The organism is Streptomyces dengpaensis (assembly GCF_002946835.1).
Lineage (GTDB): Bacteria > Actinomycetota > Actinomycetes > Streptomycetales > Streptomycetaceae > Streptomyces > Streptomyces dengpaensis.
The window spans coordinates 2,757,197-2,775,116 of record NZ_CP026652.1 but is presented as its reverse complement, the minus strand read 5'-3'; the positions used below and the strand labels follow the sequence as shown (position 1 = coordinate 2,775,116).

Annotated in this window: 18 protein-coding genes; 16 read left to right on the top strand and 2 right to left on the bottom strand. The window is 70.4% G+C overall.

Annotated elements, in window-relative coordinates; translation table 11 throughout:
• Positions 1 to 48 precede the first annotated feature (48 nt).
• From atpE to C4B68_RS12425, 8 genes are all read left to right on the top strand, one after another.
• A complete protein-coding gene (gene atpE, locus C4B68_RS12460) occupies positions 49 to 279 on the top strand; it encodes an ATP synthase F0 subunit C (RefSeq protein ID WP_031039373.1) in 231 nt (76 codons plus the stop codon).
• Positions 280 to 320: 41 nt separating this feature from the next.
• Entirely contained in the window at positions 321 to 866 is a 546-nt protein-coding gene (locus C4B68_RS12455) for a F0F1 ATP synthase subunit B (protein WP_099499939.1), read from the top strand.
• Positions 863 to 1,678 carry a F0F1 ATP synthase subunit delta gene (locus C4B68_RS12450; protein ID WP_099499940.1) on the top strand — a complete coding sequence of 272 codons (816 nt, stop codon included), beginning with the start codon at positions 863 to 865 and terminating at the stop codon, positions 1,676 to 1,678. Before C4B68_RS12455 ends, C4B68_RS12450 begins: the two co-directional genes overlap by 4 nt.
• 130 nt (positions 1,679 to 1,808) lie before the next feature.
• On the top strand, positions 1,809 to 3,398 hold the full coding sequence (gene atpA / locus C4B68_RS12445) for a F0F1 ATP synthase subunit alpha (RefSeq protein WP_099499941.1): 1,590 nt from the start codon (positions 1,809 to 1,811) through the stop codon (positions 3,396 to 3,398).
• Between the two features lie 21 nt (positions 3,399 to 3,419).
• Positions 3,420 to 4,334, top strand: a complete 915-nt coding sequence (locus C4B68_RS12440) for a F0F1 ATP synthase subunit gamma (RefSeq protein WP_099499942.1) — start codon at positions 3,420 to 3,422, stop codon at positions 4,332 to 4,334.
• A complete protein-coding gene (gene atpD / locus C4B68_RS12435) occupies positions 4,334 to 5,770 on the top strand; it encodes a F0F1 ATP synthase subunit beta (protein ID WP_099499943.1) in 1,437 nt (478 codons plus the stop codon). Before C4B68_RS12440 ends, atpD begins: the two co-directional genes overlap by 1 nt.
• A gap of 192 nt (positions 5,771 to 5,962) precedes the next feature.
• Positions 5,963 to 6,337 carry a F0F1 ATP synthase subunit epsilon gene (locus tag C4B68_RS12430; RefSeq protein ID WP_099499944.1) on the top strand — a complete coding sequence of 125 codons (375 nt, stop codon included), beginning with the start codon at positions 5,963 to 5,965 and terminating at the stop codon, positions 6,335 to 6,337.
• A gap of 161 nt (positions 6,338 to 6,498) precedes the next feature.
• Positions 6,499 to 6,945, top strand: a complete 447-nt coding sequence (locus C4B68_RS12425) for a DUF2550 domain-containing protein (protein WP_099499945.1) — start codon at positions 6,499 to 6,501, stop codon at positions 6,943 to 6,945.
• Positions 6,946 to 6,991: 46 nt separating this feature from the next.
• On the opposite strand, the gene C4B68_RS12420 is transcribed toward C4B68_RS12425, so the two are convergent.
• Entirely contained in the window at positions 6,992 to 8,827 is a 1,836-nt protein-coding gene (locus tag C4B68_RS12420) for a glycoside hydrolase family 18 chitinase (RefSeq protein ID WP_099499946.1), read from the bottom strand.
• Between the two features lie 178 nt (positions 8,828 to 9,005).
• Here C4B68_RS12420 and C4B68_RS12410 point away from each other — a divergent pair, with 178 nt between their 5' ends.
• From C4B68_RS12410 to C4B68_RS12390, 5 genes are all read left to right on the top strand, one after another.
• On the top strand, positions 9,006 to 9,509 hold the full coding sequence (locus C4B68_RS12410; RefSeq protein ID WP_240634316.1) for a hypothetical protein: 504 nt from the start codon (positions 9,006 to 9,008) through the stop codon (positions 9,507 to 9,509).
• Positions 9,510 to 9,589: 80 nt separating this feature from the next.
• The gene (locus tag C4B68_RS12405) at positions 9,590 to 10,357 is read left to right on the top strand and encodes a response regulator transcription factor (RefSeq protein WP_099499947.1); all 768 of its coding nucleotides are present in this window, start codon (positions 9,590 to 9,592) and stop codon (positions 10,355 to 10,357) included.
• Entirely contained in the window at positions 10,354 to 11,841 is a 1,488-nt protein-coding gene (locus C4B68_RS12400; protein WP_099499948.1) for a sensor histidine kinase, read from the top strand. Before C4B68_RS12405 ends, C4B68_RS12400 begins: the two co-directional genes overlap by 4 nt.
• Positions 11,842 to 11,918: 77 nt before the next feature.
• Positions 11,919 to 12,320, top strand: coding sequence for a hypothetical protein (locus C4B68_RS12395; protein WP_099499949.1), 402 nt, complete (start codon positions 11,919 to 11,921; stop codon positions 12,318 to 12,320).
• Positions 12,320 to 12,544 (top strand): hypothetical protein, encoded by a 225-nt coding sequence (locus tag C4B68_RS12390; protein ID WP_099499950.1) that lies wholly within the window; start codon positions 12,320 to 12,322, stop codon positions 12,542 to 12,544. Before C4B68_RS12395 ends, C4B68_RS12390 begins: the two co-directional genes overlap by 1 nt.
• A gap of 184 nt (positions 12,545 to 12,728) precedes the next feature.
• Here C4B68_RS12390 and C4B68_RS12385 read toward each other — a convergent pair whose 3' ends face one another.
• On the bottom strand, positions 12,729 to 13,301 hold the full coding sequence (locus tag C4B68_RS12385) for a cob(I)yrinic acid a,c-diamide adenosyltransferase (protein WP_099499951.1): 573 nt from the start codon (positions 13,299 to 13,301) through the stop codon (positions 12,729 to 12,731).
• Positions 13,302 to 13,510: 209 nt separating this feature from the next.
• On the opposite strand from C4B68_RS12385, the gene C4B68_RS12380 reads away from it, so the two are divergent.
• The 3 genes from C4B68_RS12380 to C4B68_RS12370 all read left to right on the top strand — a co-directional run bounded on the left by C4B68_RS12380 (position 13,511) and on the right by C4B68_RS12370 (position 17,859).
• Positions 13,511 to 14,359: a 3-hydroxyacyl-CoA dehydrogenase family protein gene (locus C4B68_RS12380; protein ID WP_099499952.1), complete on the top strand. Its 849-nt coding sequence runs from the start codon at positions 13,511 to 13,513 to the stop codon at positions 14,357 to 14,359.
• 190 nt (positions 14,360 to 14,549) lie between these two features.
• Entirely contained in the window at positions 14,550 to 14,873 is a 324-nt protein-coding gene (locus C4B68_RS12375; RefSeq protein ID WP_031040714.1) for an STAS domain-containing protein, read from the top strand.
• A 439-nt stretch (positions 14,874 to 15,312) separates the two neighbouring features.
• Complete coding sequence (locus C4B68_RS12370) at positions 15,313 to 17,859, top strand: ATP-binding protein (protein ID WP_099499953.1); 2,547 nt, start codon at positions 15,313 to 15,315, stop codon at positions 17,857 to 17,859.
• Positions 17,860 to 17,920 lie beyond the last annotated feature (61 nt).

Sequence of the window (17,920 nt, the reverse complement as noted above, 5' to 3'; positions counted from 1 at the left end):
GTCCGGTGGCCAACCCCCACCGGTCCGTACAGAAAAGGAAGAACTGGCATGTCCCAGACCCTTGCCGCTGTTTCCGGTTCGCTCGGCTCCATCGGCTACGGCCTTGCTGCCATCGGTCCCGGCGTCGGCGTCGGCATCATCTTCGGTAACGGCACCCAGGCCCTGGCCCGTCAGCCCGAGGCTGCCGGTCTGATCCGCGCCAACCAGATCCTCGGCTTCGCCTTCTGTGAGGCGCTCGCCCTGATCGGTCTGGTCATGCCGTTCGTCTACGGCGTCTGATCGACCGATCAGCAACAGCCCACTAGACGAAAGGCACTGATATGAGCCAGCTGCTCAATATCGCGGCAGAGGAGATGGAAAACCCTCTCATCCCGCCGATTCCCGAGCTCGTCATCGGCCTGCTCGCCTTCGTCATCGTCTTCGGCTTCCTCGCCAAGAAGCTCCTCCCGAACATCAACAAGGTTCTGGAGCAGCGCCGCGAGGCCATCGAGGGCGGTATCGAGAAGGCCGAGGCCGCTCAGACCGAGGCCCACAGCGTTCTTGAGCAGTACAAGGCTCAGCTCGCCGAGGCCCGTCACGAGGCCGCGCGACTGCGCCAGGAGGCGCAGGAGCAGGGCGCCACGCTCATCACCGAGATGCGCGCGGAAGGCCAGCGGCAGCGTGAGGAGATCATCGCCGCCGGTCACGCGCAGATCGAGGCCGACCGCAGGGCCGCGGCTCAGATGCTGCGCCAGGACGTCGGCCACCTGGCCACCGACCTGGCCGGCCGGCTCGTCGGCGAGTCCCTCGAGGACCACGCCCGGCAGAGCCGCGTGATCGACCGTTTCCTCGATGAGCTCGACGAGAAGGCCGAGGCCACGCGATGAACGGAGCGAGCCGCGAGGCCCTGGCAGCCGCACGTGAGCGTCTCGACGCGCTGACGGACTCGACGTCCGTCGACGCGACGCAGCTCGCCGACGAGCTGGCCGCCGTCACCGCGCTGCTCGACCGCGAGGTGTCGCTGCGTCGGGTCCTCACCGACCCGGCGCAGCCCGGCGAGGCCAAGGCCGAACTGGCCCAGCGCCTGCTCGGCGGCCAGGTCAGCGGTACCACCGCGGACCTGGTGTCCGGCCTGGTGCGTTCCCGCTGGTCGCAGTCGCGCGACCTGGTGGACGCGCTGGAGGAGCTGGCGGACATCGCCGACCTCACGGCCGCCCAGCAGGCGAACACGCTGGACGACGTCGAGGACGAGCTGTTCCGGTTCGGCCGGATCGTCTCGTCGAACACCGAGCTGCGTGCCGCGCTGACCGACCGCACCGCCGGCAAGGCGGCCAAGAGCGAGCTGCTGCGCAGCCTGCTCGGCGGCAGGGCCAAGGCGACGACCGAGCGTTTGGTGACGCGCCTTGTGACCGCGCCGCGCGGACGTAGCCTGGAAGCGGGACTCGAGTCCCTGTCCAAGCTCGCCGCCGAGCGTCGCGACCGTGTGGTCGCCGTGGTCACCTCGGCGGTCCCGCTGAGCGACGGACAGAAGCAGCGCCTCGGCGCCGCTCTGGCGAAGCTCTACGGCCGTCAGATGCACCTCAACCTCGACGTCGACCCCGAGGTCATCGGCGGGATCCGGGTGCAGGTCGGTGACGAGGTCATCAACGGTTCGATCGCGGACCGTCTTGACGACGCCGGCCGCCGCATGGCCGGCTAGCAGTCAACTTCATACGTAGTAGTACTTACGGCCCTCGTTGGGCCGTGCAGAGGATTCACCTCTCTTAGGGGGGAGTCCCCATCCCCCCAAAGTGAAACTTCGGGCCCAACAAGGAGAGCAGGGAACCCAGATGGCGGAGCTCACGATCCGGCCGGAGGAGATCCGGGACGCGCTGGAGAACTTTGTCCAGTCGTACAAGCCGGACGCGGCCTCGCGCGAGGAGGTCGGTACGGTCACCCTTGCCGGCGACGGCATCGCGAAGGTCGAGGGCCTGCCCTCGGCCATGGCCAACGAACTGCTGAAGTTCGAGGACGGCACCCTCGGCCTCGCGCTCAACCTGGAAGAGCGCGAGATCGGCGCCATCGTCCTCGGTGAGTTCAGCGGTATCGAGGAGGGCCAGCCGGTGCAGCGCACCGGTGAGGTTCTGTCCGTCGCCGTCGGCGAGGGCTACCTCGGCCGCGTTGTCGACCCGCTCGGCAACCCGATCGACGGCCTTGGCGAGATCGAGACCACCGGTCGTCGCGCCCTCGAGCTGCAGGCCCCCACGGTCATGCAGCGCAAGTCCGTGCACGAGCCGATGGAGACGGGCTACAAGGCCGTCGACGCGATGACCCCGGTCGGCCGCGGCCAGCGTCAGCTGATCATCGGTGACCGCCAGACCGGCAAGACCGCCCTGGCCGTTGACACGATCATCAACCAGCGTGACAACTGGCGCACCGGCGACCCGAAGAAGCAGGTCCGCTGCATCTACGTCGCCATCGGCCAGAAGGGCTCCACCATCGCGTCGGTCCGCCGCGCGCTGGAGGAGAACGGCGCGCTGGAGTACACGACCATCGTCGCCGCCCCGGCGTCCGACCCGGCCGGCTTCAAGTACCTGGCGCCCTACACTGGTTCGGCCATCGGCCAGCAGTGGATGTACGAGGGCAAGAGCGTCCTCATCATCTTCGACGACCTCTCGAAGCAGGCCGACGCCTACCGCGCCGTGTCCCTGCTGCTGCGCCGCCCGCCGGGCCGCGAGGCTTACCCGGGTGACGTCTTCTACCTGCACTCCCGTCTGCTGGAGCGCTGCGCGAAGCTCTCCGACGACATGGGCGCCGGTTCGATGACGGGTCTGCCGATCGTCGAGACCAAGGCGAACGACGTGTCGGCGTTCATCCCGACCAACGTCATCTCCATCACCGACGGCCAGTGCTTCCTGGAGTCCGACCTGTTCAACGCCGGCCAGCGTCCGGCCCTGAACGTCGGTATCTCGGTCTCCCGTGTCGGTGGCTCCGCCCAGCACAAGGCGATGAAGCAGGTCTCCGGCCGTCTCCGCGTGGACCTCGCCCAGTTCCGTGAGCTGGAGGCGTTCGCCGCCTTCGGTTCCGACCTGGACGCCGCGTCGAAGGCCCAGCTGGAGCGCGGTCAGCGCATGGTCGAGCTGCTCAAGCAGCCGCAGTACCAGCCGATGCCGACCGAGGACCAGGTCGTCTCCGTGTGGGCCGGTACCACCGGCAAGATGGACGACGTGCCGGTCGCGGACATCCGCCGCTTCGAGAAGGAGCTCCTGGAGTACCTGCACCGCAAGGAGCAGGGCCTCATGACCTCCATCAAGGAGGGCGGGAAGATGTCCGACGACACGCTGACCGCTGTCGCCGACGCCATCGCGGACTTCAAGAAGCAGTTCGAGACCTCGGACGGGAAGCTTCTCGGCGAGGACACTCCGTCCGCTGCCAAGTGACGTAAGGAAGGGACCTGACTCATGGGAGCCCAGCTCCGGGTCTACAAGCGTCGCATCCGATCCGTCACCGCGACCAAGAAGATCACCAAGGCGATGGAGATGATCGCCGCCTCGCGCGTCGTCAAGGCGCAGCGCAAGGTGGCGGCCTCCGCGCCGTACGCGACCGAGCTCACCCGCGCGGTCAGGGCGGTCGGTACCGGTTCGAACACCCAGCATCCGCTGACCACGGAGGCGAAGACGGCGACCCGTGCCGCGGTGCTGCTCCTCACGAGCGACCGCGGACTGGCCGGCGCCTTCAACGCCAACGCCATCAAGGAGGCGGAGCAGCTGACCGCCCGCCTGGAGGCGGAGGGCAAGCAGGTCGACACGTACATCGTCGGCCGCCGCGGTATCGCCCACTACAACTTCCGTGAGCAGCCGATCACGGATCAGTGGACGGGCTTCACCGACGAGCCCACTTACGCGGATGCCAAGAAGGTCGCGGCTCCGCTGATCGAGGCCATCGAGAAGGACACGGCGAACGGCGGCGTGGACGAACTCCACATCGTCTACACCGAGTTCGTCTCGATGATGACGCAGACGGCGGTCGAGAGCCGCATGCTGCCGCTCAGCATCGAGAAGGCCGCGGAGGAGGCGCCGAGGGGCGAGATCCTGCCGCTGTACGAGTTCGAGCCGTCGGCGGAGGACGTCCTTGACGCCCTGCTGCCGCGGTACGTCGAGAGCCGTATCTACAACGCGCTGCTCCAGTCGGCTGCCTCCAAGCACGCCGCCACGCGCCGCGCGATGAAGTCGGCGACCGACAACGCGGGAGACCTGATCACCTCGCTCTCCCGTCTTGCCAACGCGGCCCGCCAGGCCGAAATCACCCAGGAAATCAGCGAGATCGTCGGTGGCTCCGCAGCCCTTGCCGACGCGACCGCGGGGAGTGACAAGTAATGACGACGACTTCTGAGACGGCCGTTGCCACGGGCCGCGTCGCCCGGGTCATCGGCCCGGTCGTCGACGTGGAGTTCCCCGTCGACGCGATGCCGGAAATGTACAACGCCCTTCACGTCCAGGTGGCCGACCCGGCCAAGGCCGGCGAGAAGAAGATGCTGACCCTGGAAGTCGCCCAGCACCTGGGTGACGGCCTGGTCCGCACGATCTCCATGCAGCCCACCGACGGTCTGGTCCGCCAGGCCCCGGTCACCGACACCGGCGACGGCATCACCGTCCCGGTCGGTGACTTCACCAAGGGCAAGGTGTTCAACACCCTCGGTGAGGTGCTGAACGTCGACGAGCAGCACGAGGGTGAGCGCTGGTCCATCCACCGCAAGGCCCCGAACTTCGACGAGCTCGAGTCGAAGACCGAGATGTTCGAGACCGGCGTCAAGGTCATCGACCTTCTCACCCCGTACGTCAAGGGTGGAAAGATCGGTCTGTTCGGTGGTGCCGGCGTCGGCAAGACGGTGCTCATCCAGGAGATGATCTACCGCGTCGCCAACAACCACGACGGTGTCTCCGTGTTCGCCGGTGTCGGTGAGCGCACCCGTGAGGGCAACGACCTCATCGAGGAGATGTCGGACTCGGGCGTCATCGACAAGACCGCCCTTGTCTTCGGTCAGATGGACGAGCCCCCGGGCACCCGTCTGCGCGTGGCCCTGGCCGGTCTGACCATGGCGGAGTACTTCCGCGATGTGCAGAAGCAGGACGTGCTGTTCTTCATCGACAACATCTTCCGCTTCACCCAGGCCGGTTCCGAGGTGTCGACCCTGCTCGGCCGTATGCCCTCCGCGGTGGGCTACCAGCCGAACCTGGCCGACGAGATGGGTCTCCTCCAGGAGCGCATCACCTCGACCCGTGGTCACTCGATCACCTCGATGCAGGCGATCTACGTCCCCGCGGACGACCTGACCGACCCGGCCCCGGCCACCACGTTCGCCCACCTCGACGCGACGACGGTTCTGTCCCGTCCGATCTCGGAGAAGGGCATCTACCCGGCCGTGGACCCGCTGGACTCCACGTCCCGCATCCTGGACCCGCGGTACATCTCGCAGGAGCACTACGACTGCGCCATGCGCGTCAAGAACATCCTGCAGAAGTACAAGGACCTCCAGGACATCATCGCGATCCTCGGTATCGACGAGCTCGGCGAAGAGGACAAGCTCGTCGTCCACCGTGCCCGTCGCGTGGAGCGCTTCCTGTCCCAGAACACCCACGTCGCCAAGCAGTTCACCGGCGTGGACGGTTCGGACGTGCCGCTGTCCGAGACGATCGCCGCGTTCAACGCGATCTGCGACGGCGAGTACGACCACTTCCCGGAGCAGGCGTTCTTCATGTGCGGTGGCATTGAGGACCTCAAGGCCAACGCCAAGAAGCTCGGCGTCTCCTGAACCTCGCGTTCATGAAGGGGGGCGGGTGCGTCCCGCCCCCCTTCATACGCCTACGCAGCATTTCCCGGGGGATAACCCCCGGACCCCCAGCCGAGCGCTGGGGCGGGGTCCGGCACTTGAGTGCTCTGCGCCCTACTAGACTTAGACCCAACACCCGGCGGCCATGCCGGGTGGTGACCCGAGGAGCCCACCTTGGCTGCTGAGCTGCACGTCGAGCTCGTCGCCGCGGACCGCAGTGTCTGGTCCGGCGAGGCCACCCTGGTCGTCGCGCGTACCACGTCCGGCGACATCGGCGTCATGCCCGGTCACCAGCCGCTGCTCGGTGTGCTGGAGTCGGGCCCGGTGACCATCCGTACGAGTGATGGTGAAACGGTCGTCGCTGCGGTGCACGGCGGTTTCATCTCGTTCGCGGACAACAAGCTGTCGCTGCTGGCCGAGATCGCCGAGCTGTCGGACGAGATCGACGTCCAGCGCGCGGAGCGGGAGCTCGAGCGCGCGAAGGCGGAGGGCGACGAGACCGCCGAGCGCCGCGCGGACGTCCGCCTGCGAGCGGTGTCGGCGCGCTGACTGGGGGTATCTCCCAGGCCTTTCGGGGCACTGGGGGAGCACCGTGTGATGCTTGGCCTCAGCCGCGGTTGGGACCGGATGACTCCGGCCCTGGCCGCGGCTGAGGCGAATCCGGAAGTTTTTTCTTTTCCGTTACCTAGGAGACGAGGAGGTCGGTGTCGATGGTCCTCGCTCTGACTGTGTGCGGATTGGTAGTGGCCCTCGTGGTGCTGGGGCTGTTCGTCTTCGGCCTCCGCCGCCGGCTGATCCAGCGCTCGGGTGGCACCTTCGACTGCAGCCTGCGCTGGGACGTCCCCGAGAAGGGTGACCCCAGTGGCAAGGGCTGGAGCTACGGAGTCGCCCGCTACAACGGGGACCGCGTCGAGTGGTACCGCGTCTTCTCCTACGCCCCCCGCCCGCGCCGCGTCCTGGAGCGCTCGGCGATCGAGGTGGCGGGCCGCCGCGCCCCCGAGGGCGAGGAGGAGCTGGCCCTGCTCTCCGACGCGATCGTCCTCGCCTGTCTGTACAGGGGCACGCGTCTGGAGCTGGCGATGAGCGAGGACGCACTGACCGGATTCCTCGCGTGGCTGGAGGCGGCCCCGCCCGGACAGCGAGTGAATGTGGCCTGAAAGGGAGGGACCACATTCACTCGCTGGGTTGTGAGCTGGGTTGTGACTAGTTCAGTCCGCTGTTGATGGCGCTCACCAGCTCGCCATTGCCGGTGTCACCGCTGAACTCCCAGAAGAAGGCGCCGCCCAGACCCTGGGTCTTTGCCCACGCCATCTTCGTACCGATGGTGGCCGGAGTGTCGTAGGACCACCAGTTGCTGCCGCAGTGCGCGTACGCCGTACCGGCGATCGTTCCGTTGGCCGGGCAGGACGTCTTGAGGACCTTGTAGTCCTCGATGCCCTGCTCGTACGTGCCGGGGGCCGGGCCCGTGGCCGTGCCGCCGGGCGCGGACTGGGTGACGCCGGTCCAGCCGCGGCCGTAGAAGCCGATGCCGACCAGCAGCTTGCTCGCGGGTACGCCCTTCGCCTTGTACTTGGCGATCGCGTCGGCCGTCGTGAAGCCGGCCTGCGGGATGCCGCTGTACGAGGTGAGCGGGGAGTGCGGGGCGGTCGGGCCGTCCGCGTCGAACGCGCCGAAGAAGTCGTACGTCATCACGTTGTACCAGTCGACGTACTGGGCCGCGCCCGCGTAGTCCGCGGCGTCGATCTTGCCGCCGGAGGAGCCGTCGGCGGTGGTGGCGGCCGTGACCAGGTAGTTCGAGCCGAACTTGGTGCGCAGCGCCGACATCATGTTCTTGAAGGCCGACGGGCCGCTGGTGTCGCAGGACAGACCGCAGGCGTTCGGGTACTCCCAGTCCATGTCGATGCCGTCGAACACGTCGGCCCAGCGCGGGTCCTCGACCAGGTCGTAGCAGGACTGCGCGAAGGCCGCCGGGTTCTGTGCCGCCTGGCCGAAGCCGCCGGACCAGGTCCAGCCGCCGAAGGACCACAGGACCTTGATGTGCGGGTACTTGGCCTTCAGCTGGCGCAGCTGGTTGAAGTTGCCGCGCAGCGGCTGGTCCCAGGTGTCGGCGACGCCGCTGACGGACTGGTCGGCGGTGTACGCCTTGTCGTAGTCGGCGTAGGCGTCGCCTATCGCGCACCTGCCGTTCGTGACGTTGCCGAAGGCGTAGTTGATGTGCGTGATCTTCGATGCCGAGCCGGACGTCACCAGGTTCTTGACGTGGTAGTTGCGGCCGTAGACGCCCCACTCGGTGAAGTAGCCGAGCTTGACCGCGTCGCCGGTGGGCGGCGGGGTCGTGCCCCCGCTGGTGCGCACGGCGACCGCGCCGCTGACCGGTCCGGTCTGGTCGGCGGTGTCGCGTGCCTGGACGGTGTACGAGTAGTCGGTGCCGGCGGTCAGACCGGTGTCCGAGTACGAGGTCGTCGTCACCGTCGCGACCTTGGCGCCGTCGCGCAGGACGTCGTAGTTCTTGATGCCCTTGTCGTCGGTGGCCGCGCTCCAGGACAGCCTCACCGAGGTGTTGGTGATGTCGGAGGCGGTCGGGGTGCCGGGTGCGGAGGGCGCGGCGTCGCCGGGGACGCTGCCGCCGTCACAACTGGCGCCGTTCAGCTTGCAGTTGGACGGCGAGCCGGAGCCGGTGCCGTTGAAGCCGAAGGAGACGGAGGCGCCCGCGGCGAGGGTGCCGTTGTAGGACTTGTTCTTGGCGGTCCAGTGGGTGCCGGAGGACGTCACGTCGGCGTCCCACGCCGACGTCACCGACGTACCGGAGGGGAAGTCCCACTCGACGGTCCATGAACTGATGCTGGTGGTCCCGGTGTTGGTGACGGTCCACTTGCCTTCGAAACCGGTGCCCCAGTCCTGGGTCTTGATGTAGGTGGCGGTGGCGGTCGCCGCCTGGGCGGGGCTCGCGAGGCCGACCAGGCCGGCGAGCGGGAGCAGCAGGGTGACGAACCCTGCGGCGGCTCTGCGTCTGAAGCGATTGAAGCGTCTGAAGCGCATGCTGCCTCTCCTCGGGGGGTGTCGTGGGCATGGCTAAGCGCAGTGCGGCGAGAATAGAAAGGTCTGGACCATAGGTCAATGGGTCTGGACCAGTGCACTCGCGGCGGACCGCGGGCGCGCGCCCACGACCACGCCGGCCGTTGGGCTAAATCCCCAACTCCTGTGCCATTACTGCCGCTTGGACGCGGCTGCGCAGCTCCAGCTTCCCGAGGAGACGGCGAGCGTGGTCCTGCTGCTGTGCGAGCCACTCCTGGAAGTGATCCTCTTCGTGGCCACGGCGATCGACCTCAAGAACGGCGCGGACCCGGGCTGGGAGCACGGCCTCGCCGCGCTCTGCATCGGCCTCACGGTGGCGTACGGCCCTTACACGATCCGCCGGCTCGACGGCCACGCCGCCCACCGCCTCGCGGGCGCCCCGGCCCCGCCGAAGCCGCCCCGCTACGGGATGGCCCGGGCCGGGCACGAGGCGGAACTGTGGCTGCGCACCCTGCTGGCCGCCGCCGTCGCCCGCGCCCTCCTGCAGGCCCCGATCTGGTACGTCGGCGACGGCCACACGGAGTCCCTGCGGGGCTTCCAGTGGACGGCACTGCGCGCGGCCGGGATCCACGGCGTGGTGGCCCTCACCTACACGCTCTGGCCGAAGAAGGCCCCGGCGGAGGCGCGCGGTACGCTCCGCCCCTGATGGGGGCATGGCTGAGCGTTCCATCGTGGTTGCTCCCCCTGCGGCGGGCCGTACGCTCGCCAGGCGATGAGGAGGGATGCATGAGTGAGGCGGGTCCCCGCGGGGCGGTGCTGGTCGTGGACGACGACGCGGCCATCCGCCGCTCCCTGGAGCGCGGGCTCAGGCTGAGCGGGTTCGCGGTGCGCACCGCGGGCAGTGGGCCCGAGGCGCTGACGGCGATCCGGGACGCGGCGCCGGACGTGCTCGTCCTGGATGTGTCGATGCCCGGGATGACCGGCATCGAGGTGTGCGCCCGGCTCCGTGACGAGGGCCGGGACCTGCCGGTGCTCATGCTCTCCGCGCTCGACGAGACCGCCGACCGAATAGCCGGACTCCAAGCGGGCGGCGACGACTACCTGGTCAAACCGTTCGCGTTGCAGGAGCTGGTGCTGCGGCTGCGCGCCCTGCTGCGCCGCCGCCCGCCGGCCGGCCACGAGGTGCTGAGGGTGGCGGGCCTGGTCATAGACCCGGCCGCCCGTACCGCCGAACGGGACGGCCGGCTACTGGAGTTGACCCGGCGTGAGTTCGAGCTCCTGGAGGTACTCGCCCGCAACACCGGGCTCGTGCTCACCCGCGACCAGCTCCTGGAGCGGGTGTGGGGCTACGACGTCGACGTGCGCACCGATGCCGTCGACACCTTCGTCAGCTATCTGCGGCGCAAGCTGGAGGCGAACGGCGAACGGCGGCTCGTGCACACCGTGCGCGGCGTGGGCTTCGTCCTCAGGGAACAGCGAGAGCCGCGGGAGCAGAGGGAGCTGCGAGAGCCGCGAGAACAGCGGGAGCTGCGAGAGCTGCGGGAGCGGCCGTGAGACTGTCCACCCGCATCGGCCTCGCGGTGGGCTGCACCGTACCGCTCCTCGTGCTGGCCTCCGGCTGGCTACTGCTCACCCTGGTCGCCCGCGACCTGTACCGCGCCGAGGACGCCCACCTGCGCGAGCGGGCCGCGGCCGCCGTACCGGAAGCCCGCGCCCTGCTGCGGGCCTCGGCCGCAGGACGGCCCAAGGCGGCCGACACCAGGGAGCGGCAGCTCTACAGCGCGGCCCTCGACGTCGGCGTACGTGTCGTAGGACCGGACGCCACCTTCAGCGGTGGTCCCCAGCCCGGCGACTCGGTGGCGCTGCCCGCGGACGCCGCCGGACCTGTCACCGTCCGCGACGGCGGCCGCAGCTGGCGGGCCCTGTCCCGGCCCGTCAAGGGCACGCGTGTCTCGGGCACCCTGTGGGTCTTCGCGCCCGACACCGCCGACCGCACCCAGATCCGGCTCGTCCGGCGCCGCGTCGTCCTGACCGCGCTGCTCGCCGCACCCCTGTCCGGACTGCTCGCCTGGGGCGTCGCCACCGGCGCCGCCCGTCCGCTGCGCCGCCTCACCCGCCGTACCGCCGGACTCGACCCGCGCATCAGCACCGCGCGTCCGCACCACGAGCCGACCGGCGTGACCGAGGTCGACGAGCTCGCGGCCACCGTGCGCACCGTGCTCGCCCGGTACGACGAACAGGCCGCCCGCACCGCCGAGGCACTGGACACGGCCCGTTCCTTCTCGGCGGCGGCCTCGCACGAACTGCGCACCCCGCTGATGAGCATGGGCACCAACCTCGACATCCTCGCCGACCACCCCGACCTGCCCGGCCCGGACCGCACGGAGGTCCTGGCCGACCTGCGCCACGAGCATGCCCGGCTGCTCGGCCTGCTGGTGATGCTGAGGGAGCTGGGGCGCGGGGACCTGGTGGAGGCGGAGGCGCTCGGGACCGTGAACCTCACGGAGATCGCCGACGCGGCGGTGGCCGAGGCCCGCCGCCGCGTCCCGGACGCCCGGATCACCCTGGCCGCGCCGCCCGCTCTCGCCGTCCACGGCTGGGAACCCGGCCTGCGGCTGCTGTGCGACAACCTGATCGGCAACGCGCTCGCCCACGGCCGGGACGCGCAGGGCCGGGCGGACGTGACGGTCGAGGTGCGGGGCGCGGGTGTGGACGCTGGCTCATGCTCGGGCGATCAGGTCGTGATCACGGTGGACGACCGAGGACCGGGCGTGCCGCCCGAGGCCCGGCTGAGGATCTTCGAGCGGTTCCAGCGGGGCCCGGACAGCACGGGCTCCGGGCTCGGCCTGACGCTGGTGGCCCAGCAGGCCGCGCTGCACCGGGGGAGCGTCACCGTGACCGAGAGGCCGGACGGCACCGGCGCCAGCTTCGAGGTGCGGCTGCCGTCGGGCGGCGGCACACTGCCCCTGCGCCGGGACTGGCTGATCGGCACAGCCGGGGCAAACCGGTCACAGAGTTTCCCCAAGGACCGTCCCTAGCCTGCGTCGTGACGGACGGACCACATGGACGGACCCCACGAACGGACCACGGGGCCGTCCGGGAAACGGAGACGCAGATGTTCGTACGACGACGGCCGCACACCCTGCTCGTCGGGCTGGCCGCGGCCGCGCTGCTGGCGGGCACGGCGGGAGTGGCCGGGGCCGACGCCGCCCCGGCCCCGACACCGGCCGGAGACGCGGCCGAGGTGCTGTGCAAGAAGGTGCCGAAGATCGACCGGCGGATCGACCGGGCCCTGAAGCGGCTCGACGCCGGCGTCGGCACCCGCGGCTCGGTCGCCCGGCTGGAGCGGCGCGTGGACAACGCGAAGAAGGTGGGCCACGACGAGATCGCCACGTACCTCCAGGGCCGCCTGGACTTCCGCAAGTCGCTCGTTCCCACGCTGCAGGAGCGCAAGGAGGACCTGGCGGACGTCAAGACGTGGTGCGAGGACAACGGCAACGGTGCGGAGGAGAGTTGATGCGCGCGCGTAGGACAGCGGCCGCAGCGGTCCTCGTCCTGGCGGCCGTGGCCCTGACCGCGGGCTGCGCCAAGGACGACGGACCGGCGGCCACGCCCTCCTCGATGTCCCCCTCCGGCTACGCGGAGATGCAGGAGAAGGTCGCCGGCGCCGAGTCGGCCATCGGGCAGGCGGACAAGGACGCTGCCCAGGGCGAGGACGCCGCCCAGGGCGAGGACCGCTGAGCGGAGTGATACCGGCGCGGGGGCGCTGAACAGGTCACCGCTCCCGCGCCGGCACCCGGTCACCGCTCCCGCGCCGGCACCCGGTCACCGCTCCCGCGCCGGCACCCGGTCACCGCTCCCGCGCCGGCACCCGGTCACCGCTCCCGCGCCGGCACCCGGTCACCGCTCCCGCGCCGGCACCCGGTCAGCGCTCCCCGCCCGGCACCCACAGGACGTCGCCCACGTCCCTGTTGGCCGTCCGGGCCAGGATGAAGAGCAGGTCCGACAGCCGGTTCAGGTAGGTCGCGGTGAGCGGATTCATGACCTCGCCGTGGACCTCAAGCGCCGCCCACGTGGAGCGCTCCGCGCGCCGTACGACCGTGCACGCCTGGTGCAGCAGGGCCGCGCCAGCTGTGCCGCCCGGGAGGATGAAGGAGCGCAGCTTCTCAAGGCGCTCGTTGAAGCGGTCGCAGTCCGCCTCCAGCTTGTCGATGTAGAACTGCTCGACCCGCAGCGGCGGGAACTCCGGCTTCTCGACCACCGGCGTCGACAGGTCCGCGCCCACGTCGAACAGGTCGTTCTGCACCCGGGTGAGGACCTTCACGACCTCCTCGTCCAGACCGCCCAGCGCGATCGCCGTCCCGATCACCGCGTTCGCCTCATTGGCGTCCGCGTACGCCGCGATCCGCAGGTCGGTCTTGGCGACCCGGCTCATGTCGCCGAGGGCGGTGGTGCCCTGGTCGCCGGTCCTGGTGTAGATACGCGTCAGATTGACCATGAGGCCAATTTACCCGCGCCTTTCGGCGCAGGCCGGTCCGTGAAGCGCCAACCAGCGTGGAACCGCAAGGAATTAGCGCCTTGACCCTGGACGTGACGACCGTCTCACGCTTTGGGACGTGACACGCGTTACTAACCGGTCACGTAACTTCTCCCGAGCGCTAGGGTCCGCCGAAGAGGCAACTTGAACAGCGTGTAAGGGGAGTCGGAGTGGCACGGAAGCTCGCCGTCATCGGAGCCGGACTCATGGGGTCCGGTATCGCCCAGGTCTCCGCGCAGGCGGGCTGGGACGTGGTCCTGCGCGATGTCACCGACGAGGCGCTGACCCGCGGCGTCGACGGCATCAGGGCCTCGTACGACAAGTTCGTGAGCAAGGGCAAGCTGGAAGCCGCGGACGCGGACGAGGCGCTCGCGCGCATCACCGCCACCACCGACCTGGACGCGGCCGCCGACGCGGACATCGTCGTCGAGGCCGTCTTCGAGAAGCTCGAGGTCAAGCACGAGATCTTCCGGACGCTCGACAAGATCGTCCGTGACGACACCGTGCTCGCCTCGAACACCTCCGCCATCCCGATCACCAAGATCGCGGCGGCCACCGAGCACCCGGAGCGGGTCGTCGGCGTGCACTTCTTCTCGCCGGTGCCGATGATGCAGCTCGTCGAGCTGGTCCGCGGCTACAAGACGAGCGACGAAACGCTCGCCACCGCGCGGGAGTTCGCCGAGTCCGTCGGCAAGACCTGCATCGTCGTCAACCGTGATGTGGCGGGATTCGTGACAACCCGTCTCATCTCGGCGCTCGTCGTCGAGGCGACGAAGCTGTACGAGTCGGGCGTGGCCACCGCCGAGGACATCGACCTCGCCTGCAAGCTGGGCTTCGGCCACGCCATGGGCCCGCTGGCCACGGCCGACCTGACGGGCGTCGACATCCTGCTGCACGCCACCAGCAACATCTACACCGAGACCCAGGACGAGAAGTTCGCTCCGCCGGAGCTGATGCGCCGGATGGTTGACGCCGGTGACATCGGGCGCAAGAGCGGGCAAGGCTTCTACAAGCACTGAATGATCATGCGGCGCCCGACGTGCCGGGCGCCGCTATCGGCACGGAAACCGCATGTGCCTCTGGGGTGTCACTCCATGAGGTGAATTCGGTATCGGTTCGCTCACAGACGGCAACCTCTGAGCCCTTCAACCAGTCAAACGGTGCACGAAGAAAAACGCAGAGGACGAGACGCACTCTCGGGGAGCGCATATGTACATCAGGGGCGACCACGCCGAGCTGGTCGTCGGGGGCCGCCTCGACGTCCGCAGCGCGGCGGACGCCCGTACGGTCCTGCACTCGGCCGTCGACGACGGAGTCGGCGACCTGGTACTGGACCTGTCCGAACTGGACTCCTGGGACGCCACCGGGCTCGGTGTCATCATGGGGGCCCACCGACGTGCCGGGCGGTGCGGCCGACGGCTCGTGCTGCGCGACGTACCACCGCAGATGCAGCGCCTGCTGGTCGCCACCCGGCTGCACCGGATCCTGGCCATCGAGGGCGGCATCGGGGTCGAATCCCTGCCCCGGGTGTGAGGCGAGCCGATCGCTGTGGCCACTGAGACCGCTTACGCGCCCTGACCGGCGTACGGCAACGCACCGCACGCACAATCCTCACGAAGCTGTGACGTCTCGGACGGCGCGGTACCCCGGCTGTTCGTAGATACTGTGCGAAGGTTTAGGGTTCGGCTGCCCGCCGCCCGCAACCCTGAGAGCGGGCACCGGACCAGAAGCGACAGCGCGGTGTGCAGCAAGGCCGGGAGGGGCTTGGGTCCCTGTCGCCGGCGTCCCGCCTGCCGCGTGACGTCTGGCACGCACGCTCGCGGCGTTCCCGGAAGGGCATAGTGGCTCCGGCTACAAGGCCCAGCCGACGCCTTGCGATCGGACGCGCCAGATGCCGCGCGGCCCGCCTTTCGGCGGACGACGGGAGTCCGGCAACAGGACCCGCACACGACGCTTTTGGGGGGCTAGGAACATGGACCCGATCAACCGCGGACCCGAAGAGTACGGCCATGACGACGACGGCCAGGCGCCCCGCTCGCGCCCGCCGCGTGACCCGATCACCGCTGACCTGGGCCAGCACCCGCCCGCACTCGCCCGTACAGTCCAGCTCGTCTCGGGCGATTTCCTGCTCACGGTCAACCCCGTCGACGGCAGCGAGATAGAGAACTGCCCGCCCACCGAGCGCCCGCAGCGCCCGGCGAAGTTCAGCGCCGCCGAGCGCGCCGAGCTGGCCCGCGCGGCCCAGCCGCCCGTCCCGCCGGGCCCCGCACAGCCCCGGGTGCCGCTCCTGGAGCGCCAGGAGGAGCGCGAGCGGCTCGTACGCCTCCTCGCGCGCGGGCGCTCCGTACGGCTCACCGGTTCCTCCGGCTCGGGCCGCACCAGCCTGCTCGACGCCGTCGCCGACGACTGCGCGGACCTCGCGCCCGACGGCGTCGTACGCCTCTCCGGCTACCGGCGCACGGCGAGCGACCTGCTGCACGACCTCTTCACCGCCGTCTACGACGCGCCCCTGTACCGCCCGGGACGGGAGGAACTGCTCGGGCTCGTCCGCGAGATCGGCGCGGTCGTCGTCCTCGACGACGTGGAGTTCGGCGGCAGCGCGCTCGACGAGCTGCTCGACGCCACCCCCGAGTGCGCCTTCCTCATCAGCGCGACGCCCGATGTCGCCGCGCCGTCCGCCGGCTCACTCCTCGAAGAGGTGTTCCTCGGCGGGCTCGACCGCAGCGGCGGCCTCGAACTCCTGGAGCGGGCCGTCGGGCGGGTCCTGACCGAGGCGGAGTCGAACTGGGCGGGCGACCTCTGGTTCGAGTCCGAGGGCCTGCCCCTGCGCTTCATGCAGGCCGGGGCACTGCTGCGACAGCGCGACCAGCTGCGCGCCGGGATGAACGCCGTCGACGAGTACGGCCTTTTCCAGGACGTACCCGTGGACGCGCCCTTCGACGCTCCCCTGGACGGCGCGGGCGGGCCCGAGGTGCCGCTGCCCTCGCTCGGCGAGGGCGCCGCCCCCGCCGCTCTGCTCGCCTCCCGGCTCAGCGAGTCGGCCCGCGCCACCCTGCGGTTCGCGGTCGCGCTCGGCGGCGAGGTGCCGCACCAGGCACACCTGCCCGCGCTCGTGGGCGACACCCACGCCGACGCCGCCCTCGCCGAACTGGCGAGCTGCGCGCTGGTCTCCCCGGTCGGCTCCCGCTACCGGCTCGCCGCCGGTGTGCAGGCCCAGCTGGAGGCCGCCGGATACGCGGACGGCCTGGAGGACCGGGCGCTCGCCGCCACCCGGCACTACAGCTGGTGGGCCGGGCACCCCTCGGTCACTCCGGAACGGGTCTGCGCCGAGGCCGACGCGCTGCTCGCCGCGCTCACCTTCGTGGTGCCGGTCACCACGGCCCCGGTCGACGAGCAGGACGACAGCGTCGCCGTACGGCTGGCCCGCGCGGCCTCGCCCGCGTTCGCCGCGGGTCTGCACTGGAGCGCCTGGGAGCGCGCCCTGCGCTTCGGCATCGAGGCCTCGCGGCTTTCCGGTGAGGTGTCCGAACAGGCCTACTTCCACCACGAGTTGGGCATCCTCGCGCTCTGCGGCGGCCAGCTGGACCGGGCCCGCGCCGAGCTGGAGGCCTCCATCGGGCTGCGCGGCGCCCTCGCCGACAAGCGCGGCACCGTCGCCGGCCGCCGCGCCCTCGCGCTGGTCGCCGACCGTTCCGGAGCCGCGCTGCCCAGTGGGCGCACGGCGGCGGGGGAGGAGGTGCCCGACGCGCGGCACGAGGAGTCGGCGTCGCCCCCCGGTGGCGTACCGGCCGCGTTCGCACTGCCCCAACCGCCCGGCGACCCCACGACCTTGGTCACCCGCCGGGCCGAGCCGGGCGGTTCCACGCCGAAGCGCGGGGGCTTCGCGGGCCGTCTGGTCACCGGCACCCGGCGCAATCTGGTGGCCGCGGGCTCCGGCGCGCTCCTCGCCGCCGTGCTCGGCACCGTGGTGACGCTCGGCGCCACCTCGGACCACAACAACGAAACCCCGTCCGAGAAGGTCGGCGTCAACCCCTCGGCCAGCCCGGGCGCCGACGACGACGGCCTGGGCGCGGACAGGGCCAAGAAGGGCGACGACTCCGACAAGGGTGCCGCGGCGACGCCCACGGATCCGGGCCCTGACGGCACGCTCGGGACGACGGACGATCCGACGCCGTCGGACACGGACTCCTCCGAGCCGTCCGACGACCCGGGCGGGTCGAACAGCTCGGGTACGTCGTCGAAGCCGCCGTCCTCCTCGAAGCCGCCGTCCTCGTCGAAGCCCCCGTCCTCGTCGAAGCCCCCGTCCACTTCGAAGCCGCCCACGAGCACGTCGCCGGATCCGACGGAGCCCGACCCGACGACGCCCGACCCGACGCCCACCACGTCGACGGAGCCGACCACGTCGGACTCCGCGAGCGGCCCGGCGTCGAGCGCTCCGGCCAGCACGACGGCCAGTGCTCCGGAGGGCAGTGTTACCAGCGCTCCGGTGAGCGGCACCGCCTCGGGCGCGGTGATCTGAGAACAGGCGAGGGGGCCGGGTCCGCTGCGGCGGACCCGGCCCCTTCTGCTGTCGTGGTGAC